The organism is Paenibacillus alkalitolerans (assembly GCF_016482785.1).
Taxonomy (GTDB): Bacteria; Bacillota; Bacilli; order Paenibacillales; family YIM-B00363; genus Paenibacillus_AE; species Paenibacillus_AE alkalitolerans.
In genome coordinates this window covers 46,952-61,498 of the sequence record NZ_JAEMXM010000007.1, presented here as the reverse complement: position 1 = coordinate 61,498, position 14,547 = coordinate 46,952, and the positions used below count along the sequence as shown (strand labels likewise).

The window sequence follows — 14,547 nt, the reverse complement described above, 5'->3', positions numbered from 1 at the left end:
GACAAAACAGACCATAGAACAAATGAAGAGGGTAGGCCGATGATAAACCGCGAGGAAAAGAAGGTTTTGATTAAAATAGCCAAATTATATTACTTCGAAGAGCTGACACAGGCAGAAATCGCCAAGAAGATCGGCGTTTCGCGGCCGATCATTTCCAAAATGCTGCAAAAGGCGAAACAGAGCGGCATTGTTGAAATTATCATACATGACGATACCTTTGAAACAGTCGATTTGGAGCAGAGGATTGAAAGCGCGTTCGGCCTGGACGAAGTGTTAGTGTTTCCGAGCCGAGGTTTGACAAAAGATATGCTTTTGCCGGCTTTCGGAAAATTTTTTGCTCCCCATCTGTCCAAGGCGATCCGCGACGCGAAAAAAATCGGGGTGGGTTGGGGTTCCACGCTGTATCATCTCGTCTCTGAATTTCCTTATGAAAACCGTGAAGGAATTACCGTCGTGCCGCTGGTCGGCGGAGTCGGAACGAAGCTCGTCGAATACCATTCGAACCAGATCGCATATGAACTGGCCAAAAAGCTCAACGGACGAAGCGAGTCGCTCTATGCTCCGGCCGTTGTCGGAACCGTCGAATTGAAAAACCAGTTGACTGACTTTCCGAATATCGCGTCCGTATTGCAGGAGGCCGTCGAGGTGGATGTCGCGTTGATCGGCATCGGCACACCCTATTACCATTCCACGATGAAGGAAATCGGTTATCTGAACGACAACGATATCGAGGAGCTGCGCGCAAACGGCGTGATAGGGGATTTGAATTCCCGCTTTATTATGGAGAACGGCACAGTGTCCGACCATCCGATAAACGACAAAGTGATCGGCATCGACCTAGAACAATTGAAAAATATTAATAAGGTGATAGGTGTAGCAATTGGCGCCCATAAAGCACAGAGCATCATTGCGGCGCTGCGCGGAGGGTATCTCGATGTGCTCGCCATCGACGACCAAACGGCGGAAACGATCGATGGTTTGATTGGCGGCTCGGAATAAGCAAATATTCCGGCCGTTTTTTATAACTCTCAGAATTTATAAGTTTCACGAAGTAAACAGCAATTCTAGCGTTGCAAGAAAACCTTCCTCAAATTACGGTCTTGCTTCTGTGCATGTGCTTCGGTGAAGTTTTTGTTTATTGGCCTCGAAAGAGGTTTTCTTATTTAATATGATTTGTAAGCGCTTACACAAAATGAAAGCGTTGACATAATGATCGGATCGCCCTATAATAAATTTACAAATGTAATGACGATGAACAAATGTAAGGGGTGGTGCAAATGGATACATGGGGAGCGGTTATCATTTTATTTGCGGGCATGTGGATGCTGCAGGTCGCTCTTACATTCGTTCAATCCAAGCATTATAAGCTCACCATACGCGAGATGAGCGCTTACGGTCCGGGGTTCTTAGGCGTCGGTGTGGCTAAACGCAAACTTGGTGTCGGATCCGTGATCGTGTTGGTCACCGACTTATCCGGGAAGGTGGTGGAGGCCAGGGAAATGACAGGAGTGACATTGTTCGCCAGGTTCCGCAAAAACGCGGAACTGGCCGGAAAGAGCATCGAAGTATTGAGCAAAACGGAGGACAGCAGCAGCCGGTCCGACGCGATCCGCATGGCTGTCGAACGGATTCGCGAGCAACAGCGATTGAATGCGGAGGCCGTTATGTAATGAAACAATAAGAAGCGGGCGGATATCAATGGCCTAATATGAGGGAGGTTAAAAGCATGGATTTTTTTGTACAGATCGCGGAAGGCTTTATCGGAATGTTTCAAAAAGGCGGGGAAACATTCATCGGCTTGGTGTCGGGCATCATCCCCACTCTTATTTGTTTAATCACCGCTGTAAACGCTTTTATCAAATTCCTCGGGGAAGACCGCATCAACGGTTTCGCGCAAAAGTGTACGAAAATCGCGATTTTGCGCTACACGATTTTCCCGATTCTCGCCGTCTTCTTCTTGACGAATCCGATGTGCTATACGTTCGGCAGGTTTTTGCCGGAACGCCAAAAACCGGCTTTTTACGACTCGGCCGTATCGTTCGTGCACCCGATTACCGGCTGGTTTCCGCATGCGAATGCGAGCGAATTGTTCGTCTATCTAGGGATTGCAAACGGTATCACGACGCTGGGCCTGTCGCTCGGGCCGCTCGCAACGCGCTACTTGATCGTCGGCATGTTGGTCATCTTGATCCGCGGTCTGCTCACGGAATGGATTACCGCCATCATGATTAAGCGGAGAGAAAACCAATTGCAAGCACAGGTACAACAATAACGTGAAAGTGAGGCCGACAAAATGACAAATTATCAAGCGGTGAAGGTGTCCAAAGGTTCCGGCGGGTGGGGCGGACCGCTTGTCATCCAACCTACGGAACAAAAGAAATACGTCGTTTCGGTAACCGGAGGCGGCATACACCCGGTAGCGCAGCGGATCGCCGACTTGACGGGCGCGGAAGTGAGAGACGGCTTTATTTCGTCGGTTGAGAACGATCAAATGGCATGCGTCATTATCGACTGCGGCGGCACGGCGCGCTGCGGCGTGTATCCGAAGCTCGGCATCATGACGGTCGACATTACTCCGGCGTCACCTTCCGGACCGTTGGCATCCTACATCAAAGAAGACAACTTCGTCTCCGGCGTGCGAATGGAAAACATTGAAGCGATCGACGAAGTGGCGGCGGCAGCCGCTGCGAAGCCGGCCGCGGCAGCGCCGAAAACCGCGGCCGAAATCAAGCAGGAAGCGAAAGCAAAAGCGGCTCAAATGTACCCGCAGAAGAAGGGCAACCCGATTGAAAAAATCGGCCGCGCGATGGGCGGCGTCGTCAATGTGTTCTATCAAGCCGGCCGCGAAACGATCGAAATGGTAATCCGCAACATTTTGCCGTTTATGGCTTTCGTCAGCACGCTGATCGGCATCATTCTCTATACGGGCATCGGCGATTTTATCGCAAACTTTATTTCTCCTCTCGCAGGGTCTCTGGCCGGCCTCTTGATCATTTCGATCATTTGCGGTATTCCGGTGTTGTCGCCGCTGCTCGGCCCGGGCGCGGTCATCGCGCAGGTCGTCGGGGTGCTCGTCGGCGTCGAAATCGGACGCGGCAACATTCCGCCGCAAACGGCGCTTCCGGCACTGTTCGCGATCAATCCGCAAGTCGGCTGCGATTTCGTCCCTGTCGGGTTGACGCTCGGCGAAGCGAAGCCGGAAACAATCGAAGTCGGCGTGCCGGCGGTCCTCATTTCCCGGCAGATTACAGGCCCGATTTCCGTATTGCTCGCGTATTTGTTCAGCTTCGGATTGTATCAATAATGTAATTAGACAAAGAGGAGCGGAGTGGATCTCTATGAAAACGATTTTCCAGGCGGTTGTGGTACAGGTTGGCGAAATGGTGCGGGATATCGCCGCGGAGAACGTACTGATCTTTTTTGACAAGAAGGCGCCACAGGAGCTGCATGACATTGCCGTCTTGCACGAAGGCGGAAACCTTGCCGAAGACATCGTCGCGGGCGACGTGTTCGTCATCGATGACGCGCGCTACCCGATTATCTTCGTCGGCGACAAAGTGAACCCGGCCGTTAAAGAACTGGGACACGTCTCCGTGAAATACGGGGGTGCAACCGAAGATATGCCCGGCAGCATCTGCATCGACGCGGCGAACGTTCCCGCACCCGAAGCCGGAGACGTCATTCAGATATTGCGGGCGTAAACAGAGAAGGAGGAGGGAGAAACCATGTTAATTCCATTTAAATTAAAAGAACTTCAAAAATCGGGGCAATATATTCGTGTCGGTCTAATAGGAGCCGGCCAAATGGGCCGCGGGATGATATCCCAAATCGAAAGCATGCAAGGGATGCGGGTCGCCGCTGCGGCCGACATTCGAATCGAAAACGCGAGGAACGCTTATTTGCACGCAGGCGTCAAAGAGAGCGACATCGTTCAAACCGATTCGGTTGAACCCGCGGAACGCGCAATTCGCCAAAACAAAGTAGTTGTTACGGACAATATGGATGTAGTGTTGAACTGCGCGGAAGTGGACGTCGTCGTCGACGCTACGGGCGTTCCGAACATTGGAGCGGAAATTGCATATAAATCGATTTTACAGAAAAAACATATCGTCATGCTCAACGTAGAAACGGACGTTACGGTCGGATTGCTTCTGTCGCAGACGGCGAAAGCTTCCGGAGTCGTTTACACCGGGTCCGCCGGAGACGAACCGGGGGCGGTAATGGAGCTGTACCATTTCGCCGAAGCCCTCGGGTTTGAAGCGGTCGCCGTCGGCAAAGGCAAAAACAACCCGCTCAATGTCGAAGCGAATCCGGATACGGCGCGCGAAGGGGCGCTCAAAGTCGGAGCAAATCCGAAAATGATCGCTTCATTCCAAGACGGGACGAAGACGATGATCGAAATGACCGCGGTCGCCAACGCAACCGGCTTCGTTCCGGACGTTGCGGGCATGCACGGCCCGACGGCAACGGTCGCCGAGCTGCCAGGTTTGTACCGGTTGAAGTCGGAAGGCGGCATTTTGAACAGGAAAAAAATCGTCGATTACGTAAACGGTGTTGCGCCTGGCGTGTTTATCGTCGTCACGTCTGACAAACAAGAAGTTCACGATGCAATGCGTTACTTAAAAATGGGAGACGGCCCGAATTATGTGCTGTTTCGCCCATACCACTTGACAAGCTTGGAAACGCCGATTTCGATAGCCAAAGCGTACTTTTATAAAGAAGAAACGATCGTCGGCTGGCACGGTCATGTTGCGGAAACGGTAGCCGTCGCGAAGAAGGACCTCAATCCGGGCGACCGGTTGGACGGATTGGGCGGATTTACGGTGTACGGCACGATCATGGAGGCTGGCGCGGCCGAGTCGATGAGCGCGCTGCCGGTCGGCCTCGTGCATCCGAGCCAAGTCGTTGCGAAACCGGTGAAAAAAGGCGAGATCATCACATACGACGCTATTGAAAATACGGAAGACCTGATGATTTGGGAGCTGCGCAGATTGCAAAGCAATGTGATCGGAAAGGCGTTGAAATTATGAAGCGGCTCACGGGCATACCCGCTTCTCCGGGAGCAACCCTCGGCAAAGCGTTCCGGTTGGAAGAGAATCGGAGTGCCGTCGAAAAAAAGCACCTCTCTTCCGAGCGGGCGGAGCGCGAGAAAGAGCGCTTCAAGGCAGCGGTAAATAAGGCGGCTGAACAGATCGGGGCAATAATCAAGAAACTGCAAGATGACGGTTTGGAAAACGAAGCCGGAATTATTGAAGGCCAGATGATGCTGCTTGATGACCCTCAGCTTTCCGATGATGTGTTCCGCCAAATCGAAGCTGAATCGGTGAACGCCGAATGGGCGGTTTCGGAAACGTTCCGGAATTATGCCGCAATGTTCGAACAGATGGATGACGATTATTTGCGGGAACGGGCAAACGACATTGCCGATGTGAAGCAGCGCGTCTTGGGCTTCTTGAGCGGTGAATCCGCCTCGCCGCTTGCCGGATTAACCGAGCCGTCCGTCGTGGTCGCGCACGATTTGACGCCGTCCGTCACTTCGCAACTGGATAAAAAGCTCGTTCTCGGATTCGCCACCGCGACCGGCAGCAAGACGAGTCACACGTCCATTCTTGCCCGCACGATGGGCATTCCGGCCGTAGTCGCTTGCAACGAACTGCTGTCGAATGTCAAACACGGCACGGAGCTGTTTTTGGACGGGGATGAAGGCGTCATCATGATCGAACCGGACGATGTGTTACGTTCGTTGTATGAGGAGAAGCGTAAAGCGACGGTGAAAGAGGCGGAAAAGAATGAAGAGATCCGCGGTGTCAAAGCCGTCACAACCGACGGTACGCATATTGAGCTCGCCGCCAATATCGGCCGCCCGTCCGATGCCGCTTACGTGCATGAGCACGGCGGGGAAAGCGTCGGCCTGTTCCGCTCCGAATTTCTGTTTATGGACCGTTCTTCGATGCCGAACGAAGAGGAGCAGTTCGCGGCGTATCGCGAGACGGCGGAAAAGCTCGACGGCAAACCGATGATCGTCCGCACGCTCGATATCGGGGGCGACAAATCGCTCGATTATTTGAGCATCCCGCATGAAATGAACCCGTTCCTCGGCTGGCGGGCGATCCGGTACTGCTTGGCGGAGAAGGATACGTTCCGCACGCAGCTGCGCGCGCTGCTGCGCGCCGGCGTCTACGGTCCGATCTCAATCATGTTTCCGATGATCTCGGGTCTTGACGAACTGCTGGCTGCCAAAGATCAGCTTCTGCTCGCCATGCGGGAGCTCGATGAGCGAGGGGTGGAGTACCGGAAAGACATGAAGGTCGGCATCATGATCGAAATTCCGTCGGCGGCGCTGACGGCTGACTTGCTCGCACCTCACGTCGATTTCTTCAGCATCGGAACGAACGATTTGATTCAATACACGATCGCCGTCGACCGTATGAACGAAAAAGTTAGCTATTTATACAATCCGAATCATTTGGCGGTGCTGCGGCTCATTCGAATGGTATGCGAAGCGGCGGAGAAGCACGGTAAATGGGTCGGAATGTGCGGCGAGCTGGCGGGGGACCCCGCGTTTACCGAAACGCTCATCGGACTTGGCGTTACGGAGCTCAGCATGAGTCCCGCGCAAATCCCGAAAGTGAAGCGGGTGCTGCTCGGATTGTCCGCGCAAGCGGCGAAACAAAAAGCGCTGTCGTCATTAGGCTGTCCGGCTCCGGTTTTCCGCTGAATTCGCCTTTGTTAGTTTAGGATAGGAGGGGTATAATGGTAGAGAGGGAAATTACGATCATCAACCATACTGGGCTCCATACGAGACCTGCCAAGGAATTTGTGAAGGTGGCGAATTCATTCCAAAGCGATATCACGGTCCATCGGCCCGGGAAAAACGCGAACGCCAAAAGCTTTATCAGTGTGGTTACGCTCGGCGCGGCCAAAGGCGCTTCCATCACGATCCGTGCGGACGGACCGGATGAAGCGGAAGCGGTCTCGGCGCTGTGCAAACTGATTGAAGACAAATTTGGCGAGGAAGAGTAAACGAACGGCTTGGCAGCGAATGGAGTGACATTCGGGGGGATTCGCGATGAAGGAAACCAAACTCGAAGCAGAACTTTTTTGCCCCAGATGTTCTAATAACACCATTCATCAAATCACCTATTTAAACAGCAAAATATCCAGTATCGAATGCGAAGCGTGCAACCGGAACACGAAAGTGCGCGTCGACGCAAAAGGCGAACTATATAATGAGCTGTTGAACCGGGTGATCACCAAGCCGTCCCGTATCACCAAAGAATACCGGGAAGATCTTGGGCGTTTCTTGCGCTCGTTCCCTAAGCGGCTGTCCAGCAAGCCGTTTCGGCTGATGAGAGAAGCGAAGCACGTATTGAAGGTGCTTGAGAAGTACAATAAAAATACAAAGTAATAACCGGGACCCGCATGCTCCAATCGGAGTTTGCGTTTTTTTTTCAAGAAAAGCTTCCTCTAGCATGGTGATGTCGCAATTGCACGACGTTGTTTGCTACCCCCAATCTGTCAATAGCGGCGATTGGTTTTTTTTATTTATGTTACAAGCCCAGCAGCATGAACGCACCCCATTCCCCAACAATTGTACCGGCTAGCGGACATTCGTCAGCAATAGGTAAGCGTTTGAAGTGATCTCCGGCTTTTCCCCTGCTCCATACGGAGCGTGCGACTTTCGCCGCACTCCGCGCTCCCTGATTAATCAAATTTATCTCCTGCTTTTCACGCTTTTGGACGCTTATAGCAGAACTTGTCGAGCGGCTTCCGTTAGCGGCATCAAACCAATTTTTCCCGGAAAAATGTCCCTTCCTAAGATTAGCCTGCCAACTTTTCGCCCATACTTGTAAAGAATTTATTTTAGGAGGTGGGTCCCGCGTGATGGGAACGAAAGGCGTTCGATGGATCGCGGCTGTCCTCGGCGGCTTGTTGGGATATGAGGCGAGCGCGGCGTTTGGGCATGATGTGTTGGGGTATACGGTTCCGGGTGTGGAATTCGGATCGGTCGACGGGCAGATGTACGGTATGATCGCTATTTTTGCATTGATGTTTTATTTTGGCGCTTCCCGGTTCACTGCCATGTTGAAGGGTATGTTGATGAAAGGCGAACAATCGTTGGACGACGTGCCGGTCGCGGATTTCGTCGCGGGGATCGGCGGTTTGATCGTCGGACTTGTCGTATCGGCGCTGTTGTACCCCGTATTTTTGGTATTCGGGACGGCCGGTTCTTGGCTGACGATCGGCATGACGGCGGTATTGGCGCTGTCCGGCTTCCGGTTCGGCATGCGCAAGCGCGCGGAGCTGTCCGCGATGCTTGCCGCCCGGCGAATTGCATTGGCGGAGGCGGAAGCTCCGGCGACGCTGAAGCACGAGCACAAAATTCTCGATACAAGCGTCATCATCGACGGCCGGATTGCGGATATTTGCAAAACCGGATTTTTGGAAGGCGTGCTGGTCATTCCGGAATTCGTATTGGAGGAGCTGCAGCACATAGCGGATTCTTCCGATTTGCTGAAAAGAAACCGCGGACGGCGGGGGCTCGACATTTTGAACAAAATCCAAAAGGAACTGGACGTCAAAGTGTTGATCTACGAAGGCGACTACGAGGAAATTTCGGAAGTGGACAGCAAGCTGGTGAAGCTTGCGAAGGCGCTGCAGGGGAAAGTCGTGACGAACGATTTCAATTTGAACAAAGTGTGCGAGCTGCAGGGCGTGGCGGTGTTGAACATCAACGATTTGGCTAACGCGGTTAAGCCGGTCGTGCTGCCCGGCGAAGAAATTATGGTCCAGGTTATCAAGGACGGCAAGGAACACGGCCAAGGCGTCGCGTATTTGGACGACGGCACGATGATCGTCGTAGAAGGCGGCCGGGACTTTATCGGCATGCATCTCGAGGTGCTTGTGACAAGCGTTCTGCAGACTTCTGCGGGACGGATGATTTTCGCGAAGCCGAAGCTGCTCGAGAAGGCTTTGTAACGATTCGCGCCCCTGTGCTATCATAGTCAAGAGTTTATATCGGTTGTGGACAGGCAGGGGTATTGTAACTATGGGGAAAACGGGAGCCGTTATCGTCGCCGCTGGCTCGGGCAAACGGATGGGCGCGGCGATCAGCAAGCAATATTTGCCCCTTCGCGGCAAGCCGATTGTCGTTCACGCTCTGGAGGCGTTCGAGCGGTCGGTGGAAGTGGATGCGGTCGTGCTGGTTGTGGGAGCGGATGACGTCGATTACGGCAAAGAGTTGGTGGAGCGGTACGGGTTGCGCAAGGTGGCGCGCGTCGTGCCGGGCGGCCAGGAGCGGCAGCATTCGGTGAAGTTCGGCGTGGACGCGCTTGTCGGCGCTTTGCCGGGTGTCGGGTGGGTTCTCGTTCATGACGGGGCGAGGCCGCTCGTTACGCCGGAAGTCATCGCGCGCTGTCTGGAGGCGGCAAGCGGCACCGGAGCCGCGATACCGGCCGTACCCGTGAAAGATACGATAAAGGTGGCCGATCCCGACGGTTTCGTTGCGGCGACGCCGGAGCGGCAAAGCTTGTGGGCTGTGCAAACCCCGCAGGCTTTTCGCGTTGATTTGCTTGTGTCCGCGCATTACCGCGCGGAGGCCGAAGGGTTTCTCGGCACGGACGATGCGATGCTGGTGGAGCGGATTGGCGGCGCGGTGCGGATCGCCGAGGGCGATTACCGCAATGTTAAGGTGACGACCCCTGACGATCTGGGGCTCGCCGAACGGTTGCTGGCGGAGCGGGATTCGGAGCCGGAGCGGAATCCGGGGCCGGGACGGCATCCGGATTGGGATCGGAGTCGGGATCGCACACACACAGATGAGGGAGAGAGAAACATGTTTCGCATAGGTCAAGGCTTCGACGTCCACCGGTTTGCCGAGGGGCGTCCGTGTATTATCGGCGGAGTGAACATTCCGTTCGAGAAGGGGCTGCTCGGTCATTCCGACGCCGACGTATTGCTGCATGCGGTGGCGGATGCCGTGCTCGGGGCGCTCGGGCTCGGCGATATCGGGAAGCATTTTCCCGATACGGATCAGGCGTATAAGGATGCGGACAGCATGAAACTGCTGGACCATGTGTGGGGGCTGGCTCGGGAACGGGGGTACCGGCTGGGCAACCTCGATTGCACCGTTATCGCGCAGCGTCCGAAGATGGCGCCGCACATTCCGGCGATGGTCGAAGGCATCGCGCGCGCGCTGGAAGCGGAGACGGACCGGGTCAATGTGAAGGCGACGACGACGGAAGGGCTCGGCTTTCCCGGGAGGGAAGAGGGCGTGGCCGCGCAGGCAGTCGTTTGCTTGGTGCGCGGGTAGGCATGCTGGAACGGCAATTTTTTGCCGTTACGGCCGATTCGGTTGATCATCGGCTGCCGCTGCGGAACATTTTTTCCGTCGGAGAGGTTTGGCTATATGCGGCCTTTTTCGTATAATAGTAATTATTTTCTTAAGCGAGGCGAGCGATATGTCCGGCAAAGGCACGGTTCGGGTAAGATATGCGCCCAGTCCGACGGGACATCTGCATATCGGCGGGGCGAGAACGGCATTATTCGATTATTTATGGGCGAGAAATCAGGGCGGCCGATTTGTGATCCGCATCGAGGACACGGACCAGTCGCGCCACGTGGAGACGGGCATCGACAGTCAGTTGAACGGCCTGAAGTGGCTAGGGCTGGATTGGGACGAAAGCGTCGACGTCGGCGGTCCGTACGCACCGTACCGGCAGTTGGAACGACTGGATATATATAAATCGTACACAGAGAAATTGTTGGCCTCCGGACATGCGTACTATTGTTATTGCACTGAAGAGGAAATCGAGGCGGATCGCGCCGCGCAGGAAGCGCGCGGTGAAATGCCGCGCTACGGCGGACGCTGCCGGACGATCGGCCCGGAGCAGGCGGAGGCGTTTCGCTCGGAAGGGCGGAAGCCGGCGATAAGGTTCCGCGTTCCGGCCGGCAAGACGTATGGGTTCGACGATCAAATCCGCGGCCGCATCGAGTTTCAAGCGGACGACGTCGGCGATTGGGTTATGGTTCGTCCGGACGGTATCCCGACGTACAATTACGCGGTTGTCATCGACGACCGCGAAATGCGCATCACCCACGTCATCCGCGGCGAGGAGCATCTCTCGAACACACCGCGGCAGCTGATGGTATATGAAGCGCTTGGGGCGGAGCCGCCGGTTTTCGCGCATCTTCCGCTGATCCTGAGTACCGACCGCAAGAAGATGAGCAAACGCGACGAATCGATCATACAGTTTATCGAGCAGTACCGCGACCTCGGTTATTTGCCGGAGGCGGTAGTGAACTTTATCGCGCTGCTCGGCTGGTCGCCGGGCGGGGAGCAGGAAATATTCAGCAAAGAAGAATTGATTGAGCAGTTCAGTTTGGAACGCATTACGAAGAGCGGCGCCGTATTCGATACGGAGAAGCTCGCTTGGATGAACAATCACTATATTAAGAAAACCGATTTGCCGAGAGTTGTGGAGCTGACGCTTCCTCACCTGATTAAGGCGGGACGTCTGCCGGCAGAAGCGGAAATGACCGCGGAGCAGAAGGATTGGGCGACTGCGCTCATCGCGCTGTACCAAGAGCAGCTGCAGTACGGCGCACAGATTGTAGAGTTGACCGAGCTCTTCTTCGCGGATGAGCCGCAGCTTGACGAAGAGGCACAAGCGGCCGTCGCCGAGGAGCAAGTGCCGGCGGTGCTCCGCTCGTTCTTGACGGCGATTGAAGCGGCTCCCGCGGAGGAGTACACCGTTGAAGGCATCAAAGCGATGCTGAAGACGGTTCAGACGGAAACGGGGTATAAAGGAAAGCAGCTGTTTATGCCGATTCGCGCCGCTCTGACCGGTCAGACGCACGGACGGGATTTGAATCAGACGTTGTGGCTGTTGGGCCGGGGTAAAGTGATGGCTCGATTGCGCGAACGGTTGGACGGGTAACGCGTAAAGCGGCGGTCGGCCATTACGGGACAGTGCGGTATGTTGTGTGCGCAATGGTCTGAATAATGGTCCCGGCAATGGTCCGAACAACGGTTGTCAAACGCGGCCTTCTGCCTTATACTAATGGGAATAATCAATAATGGCATGGATCAGGAGAAGTAACCCGGGAGGGCGGATCCCCAGAGAGAACGGCGCAAGCTGCAAGCCGTTCGTTCCGCGTCCGGGCGAAATGCGCCTGTGAGCCGACCGGCCGAAGCGACAGTAGGCCGCGTCCGGGTTGTTCCCGTTACGGAACACACAAGTTGGGCGGCGCCGGAGTGCGGCGTGAATTCATGCCCAAGCAGAGTGGAACCGCGCATAAATCAGCGCCTCTGCAGCCGAGCGACCGGCTGCGGGGGCGTTTTTTTAGTTTCGATACCCGAAAGGAGGCCAGTACAGCATGATACGTTTCTTTCAATCGATGCGGTCCGACATCGACGCAGTGTTCGATAACGACCCGGCCGCCCGCAGCACGTTGGAAGTCATCCTTACTTATTCCGGCCTTCACGCCATCTGGGCGCACCGTATCGCTCACGCGCTGTACCGCAGCCGCCTCTTCGGCCTCGCGCGCGTCGTGTCGCAAGTCAGCCGGTTTTTCACCGGCATAGAAATTCATCCCGGCGCCCGAATCGGCAAGCGGCTGTTCATCGACCACGGCATGGGCGTCGTGATCGGCGAGACGTGCGAAATCGGGGACGACGTTATTTTGTATCAAGGCGTCACCCTCGGAGGAACCGGGAAGGAGAAGGGCAAGCGTCACCCGACCATCGGCAACAACGTCGTGATCGGCTCCGGCGCCAAAGTGCTCGGTTCTTTCACGGTCGGCGACTATTCCCGCATCGGCGCTAACGCCGTCGTGCTGCAGGAAGTGCCGGATAACAGCACCGTCGTGGGCAACCCGGGACGAATCGTGAGGCGCAACGGCCAGAAGGTCGACAAGCTCGACCACTGCAATATAAGCGACCCTGTGATGGAGCAGTTCCGGCTGCTCACGCAGCAGATCGACGGTTTGCGCAGCGAATTGGAATCGGTGAGGCGGCAGCTTCGTCAAGAGAACGAGTCCGCGAACCGCGAAAAAGATTTGATCTTAAGCGAGCAAAAGGAGTAACGCGAGCATGCCGAACGTGTCAAATACGAATCGCGAGCCAACGATTCAGATTTACAATACGATGACCCGGTCGAAGGAACGGTTCGTTCCGCAAACGCCGGGAAAAGTCACGATGTATGTGTGCGGACCTACCGTGTATGATCTCATTCATATCGGCAACGCGCGCCCGCTTATTTTTTTCGATGTCGTGCGCCGGTATTTGTCTGTTTTTTACAACGTGACGTATGTCGTCAATTTCACGGACGTGGACGACAAACTGATCCGCCGCGCCGAACAAACCGGCCGCACCGTGCCGGAGCTCGCGGAACAAAACATTGCAGATTTCATGAAAGACACGGAGGCTCTTAAGGTTTCACCCGCAACGCTTCATCCGCGGGTCACCGAAAGTATGGCCGAAATCATCTCCTTCATCGCCGAGCTGGTCGAACGCGGCCTGGCATACGAAAGCGGAGGCGACGTCTACTTCCGCACATCGGAATTTCCTGAATACGGCAAGCTGTCGCATCAGAACCTCGAAGAGCTGCAGTACGGCATCCGCATCGGCATTGACGAGCGGAAAGAAAATCCGCAGGATTTCGTCCTATGGAAAGCTGCGAAGCCGGGCGAAATTTATTGGCCGTCCCCGTGGGGCGAAGGCAGGCCGGGGTGGCATATCGAATGCTCCGCCATGGCGCGCAAATATTTGGGCGAGACCATCGACATACACGGCGGCGGGATGGATCTCGTCTTCCCTCACCACGAATGCGAAATTGCGCAGACGGAATCGCTGACGGGGAAACCTTTTGCCGTTTATTGGATGCATAATGCTTTCTTGAACTTCAACAATGAGAAGATGTCGAAATCGATCGGCAACGTCGTCAACGCAAGGGAGCTGGCAAAGCGCTATAAGCCTGAGGCGATCCGGATGCTCATGCTGTCGACGCATTACCGAAACCCGCTTAACTTCAGCGAAGACGGACTCATTCAAGCGCAGAACGGCATCGACCGCGTCGTGAACTGCAGAAACAACCTCAAGCATCTATTGAAAAATGTTCCCGCGGAAGCTGCCGGCGAGAATCGGACGGAAAGCGGCGGAGGATCGGCGCCATCTCCGGCATTGGATGGAATCATGGAGATGTTCCATGCGAAGATGAGCGACGATTTCAATACGCCTGATGCAATCACTGCGGTGTTCGAGCTGGTGTCGGCAGCGAACGGTTTGATGGCGGGTACGGCTTCGGACATTGCCGTGCTGCGTCGGATCGACGGCATGTTTAAGCAAATGGACGAAATTTTGGGCATACTACCGGATGAAACCGAAGAATTGCTTGATGAAGAAATCGACCGTCTCATTGCTGAGCGGACCGAGGCGCGGAAGGCGAAAAACTTTGCCCGCGCCGACGAAATTCGCGATCTGCTTGCGGCGCAAGGTATACTGCTGGAAGACACGCCGCAAGGAATCCGCTGGAGGCGGAAGTAAGG

The 14,547-nt window shown here is 55.1% G+C and carries 14 protein-coding genes, 1 pseudogene and 1 other annotated feature; all 15 genes and pseudogenes read left to right on the top strand.

Translation table 11 applies throughout. The features are described from left to right. Positions 1–39: 39 nt before the first annotated feature. The 15 genes and pseudogenes from JET16_RS13350 (at position 40) to cysS (ending at position 14,545) form a co-directional block, all read left to right on the top strand. The gene (locus tag JET16_RS13350; RefSeq protein ID WP_199616609.1) at positions 40–999 is read left to right on the top strand and encodes a sugar-binding transcriptional regulator; all 960 of its coding nucleotides are present in this window, start codon (positions 40–42) and stop codon (positions 997–999) included. 278 nt (positions 1,000–1,277) lie between these two features. Next, positions 1,278–1,670: a transcriptional regulator GutM gene (locus tag JET16_RS13345; protein WP_199616608.1), complete on the top strand. Its 393-nt coding sequence runs from the start codon at positions 1,278–1,280 to the stop codon at positions 1,668–1,670. 56 nt (positions 1,671–1,726) lie between these two features. Further along, a complete protein-coding gene (gene srlA, locus JET16_RS13340; RefSeq protein WP_199616607.1) occupies positions 1,727–2,272 on the top strand; it encodes a PTS glucitol/sorbitol transporter subunit IIC in 546 nt (181 codons plus the stop codon). A 21-nt stretch (positions 2,273–2,293) separates the two neighbouring features. Continuing rightward, on the top strand, positions 2,294–3,304 hold the full coding sequence (srlE, locus tag JET16_RS13335) for a PTS glucitol/sorbitol transporter subunit IIB (protein WP_199616606.1): 1,011 nt from the start codon (positions 2,294–2,296) through the stop codon (positions 3,302–3,304). A 34-nt stretch (positions 3,305–3,338) separates the two neighbouring features. Then, positions 3,339–3,701, top strand: coding sequence for a PTS glucitol/sorbitol transporter subunit IIA (locus JET16_RS13330; RefSeq protein WP_199616604.1), 363 nt, complete (start codon positions 3,339–3,341; stop codon positions 3,699–3,701). A gap of 24 nt (positions 3,702–3,725) precedes the next feature. Then, a complete protein-coding gene (locus JET16_RS13325) occupies positions 3,726–5,030 on the top strand; it encodes an NAD(P)H-dependent oxidoreductase (protein ID WP_199616602.1) in 1,305 nt (434 codons plus the stop codon). Continuing rightward, on the top strand, positions 5,027–6,718 hold the full coding sequence (ptsP, locus tag JET16_RS13320) for a phosphoenolpyruvate--protein phosphotransferase (RefSeq protein ID WP_199616601.1): 1,692 nt from the start codon (positions 5,027–5,029) through the stop codon (positions 6,716–6,718). The genes JET16_RS13325 and ptsP overlap by 4 nt, the downstream gene beginning before the upstream one ends. 35 nt (positions 6,719–6,753) lie before the next feature. Continuing rightward, entirely contained in the window at positions 6,754–7,023 is a 270-nt protein-coding gene (locus JET16_RS13315; protein WP_199616600.1) for an HPr family phosphocarrier protein, read from the top strand. A gap of 46 nt (positions 7,024–7,069) precedes the next feature. Continuing rightward, positions 7,070–7,408 carry a bh protein gene (locus JET16_RS13310; RefSeq protein WP_199616599.1) on the top strand — a complete coding sequence of 113 codons (339 nt, stop codon included), beginning with the start codon at positions 7,070–7,072 and terminating at the stop codon, positions 7,406–7,408. Positions 7,409–7,884: 476 nt separating this feature from the next. Further along, positions 7,885–8,979, top strand: coding sequence for a PIN/TRAM domain-containing protein (locus JET16_RS13305; RefSeq protein ID WP_199616836.1), 1,095 nt, complete (start codon positions 7,885–7,887; stop codon positions 8,977–8,979). 70 nt (positions 8,980–9,049) lie between these two features. Continuing rightward, positions 9,050–9,724, top strand: a pseudogene (gene ispD / locus JET16_RS30120) (2-C-methyl-D-erythritol 4-phosphate cytidylyltransferase); the annotation flags it as partial. A 111-nt stretch (positions 9,725–9,835) separates the two neighbouring features. After that, on the top strand, positions 9,836–10,312 hold the full coding sequence (gene ispF, locus JET16_RS30115; RefSeq protein ID WP_233531577.1) for a 2-C-methyl-D-erythritol 2,4-cyclodiphosphate synthase: 477 nt from the start codon (positions 9,836–9,838) through the stop codon (positions 10,310–10,312). 148 nt (positions 10,313–10,460) lie between these two features. Beyond that, positions 10,461–11,939 carry a glutamate--tRNA ligase gene (gene gltX, locus JET16_RS13295; RefSeq protein WP_199616597.1) on the top strand — a complete coding sequence of 493 codons (1,479 nt, stop codon included), beginning with the start codon at positions 10,461–10,463 and terminating at the stop codon, positions 11,937–11,939. 136 nt (positions 11,940–12,075) lie between these two features. Then, positions 12,076–12,315 (top strand) — a binding site (T-box leader). 63 nt (positions 12,316–12,378) lie between these two features. Next, the gene (gene epsC, locus JET16_RS13290) at positions 12,379–13,086 is read left to right on the top strand and encodes a serine O-acetyltransferase EpsC (protein WP_199616596.1); all 708 of its coding nucleotides are present in this window, start codon (positions 12,379–12,381) and stop codon (positions 13,084–13,086) included. A 7-nt stretch (positions 13,087–13,093) separates the two neighbouring features. Next, on the top strand, positions 13,094–14,545 hold the full coding sequence (gene cysS / locus JET16_RS13285; protein WP_199616594.1) for a cysteine--tRNA ligase: 1,452 nt from the start codon (positions 13,094–13,096) through the stop codon (positions 14,543–14,545). Positions 14,546–14,547 lie beyond the last annotated feature (2 nt).

Coding starts and splice junctions, on each gene's coding strand:
- JET16_RS13350 (WP_199616609.1), top strand. CDS start 40: ATGATAAACCGCGAGGAAAAGAAGGTTTTGATTAAAATAGCCAAATTA.
- JET16_RS13345 (WP_199616608.1), top strand. CDS start 1,278: ATGGATACATGGGGAGCGGTTATCATTTTATTTGCGGGCATGTGGATG.
- srlA (WP_199616607.1), top strand. CDS start 1,727: ATGGATTTTTTTGTACAGATCGCGGAAGGCTTTATCGGAATGTTTCAA.
- srlE (WP_199616606.1), top strand. CDS start 2,294: ATGACAAATTATCAAGCGGTGAAGGTGTCCAAAGGTTCCGGCGGGTGG.
- JET16_RS13330 (WP_199616604.1), top strand. CDS start 3,339: ATGAAAACGATTTTCCAGGCGGTTGTGGTACAGGTTGGCGAAATGGTG.
- JET16_RS13325 (WP_199616602.1), top strand. CDS start 3,726: ATGTTAATTCCATTTAAATTAAAAGAACTTCAAAAATCGGGGCAATAT.
- ptsP (WP_199616601.1), top strand. CDS start 5,027: ATGAAGCGGCTCACGGGCATACCCGCTTCTCCGGGAGCAACCCTCGGC.
- JET16_RS13315 (WP_199616600.1), top strand. CDS start 6,754: ATGGTAGAGAGGGAAATTACGATCATCAACCATACTGGGCTCCATACG.
- JET16_RS13310 (WP_199616599.1), top strand. CDS start 7,070: ATGAAGGAAACCAAACTCGAAGCAGAACTTTTTTGCCCCAGATGTTCT.
- JET16_RS13305 (WP_199616836.1), top strand. CDS start 7,885: ATGGGAACGAAAGGCGTTCGATGGATCGCGGCTGTCCTCGGCGGCTTG.
- ispF (WP_233531577.1), top strand. CDS start 9,836: ATGTTTCGCATAGGTCAAGGCTTCGACGTCCACCGGTTTGCCGAGGGG.
- gltX (WP_199616597.1), top strand. CDS start 10,461: ATGTCCGGCAAAGGCACGGTTCGGGTAAGATATGCGCCCAGTCCGACG.
- epsC (WP_199616596.1), top strand. CDS start 12,379: ATGATACGTTTCTTTCAATCGATGCGGTCCGACATCGACGCAGTGTTC.
- cysS (WP_199616594.1), top strand. CDS start 13,094: ATGCCGAACGTGTCAAATACGAATCGCGAGCCAACGATTCAGATTTAC.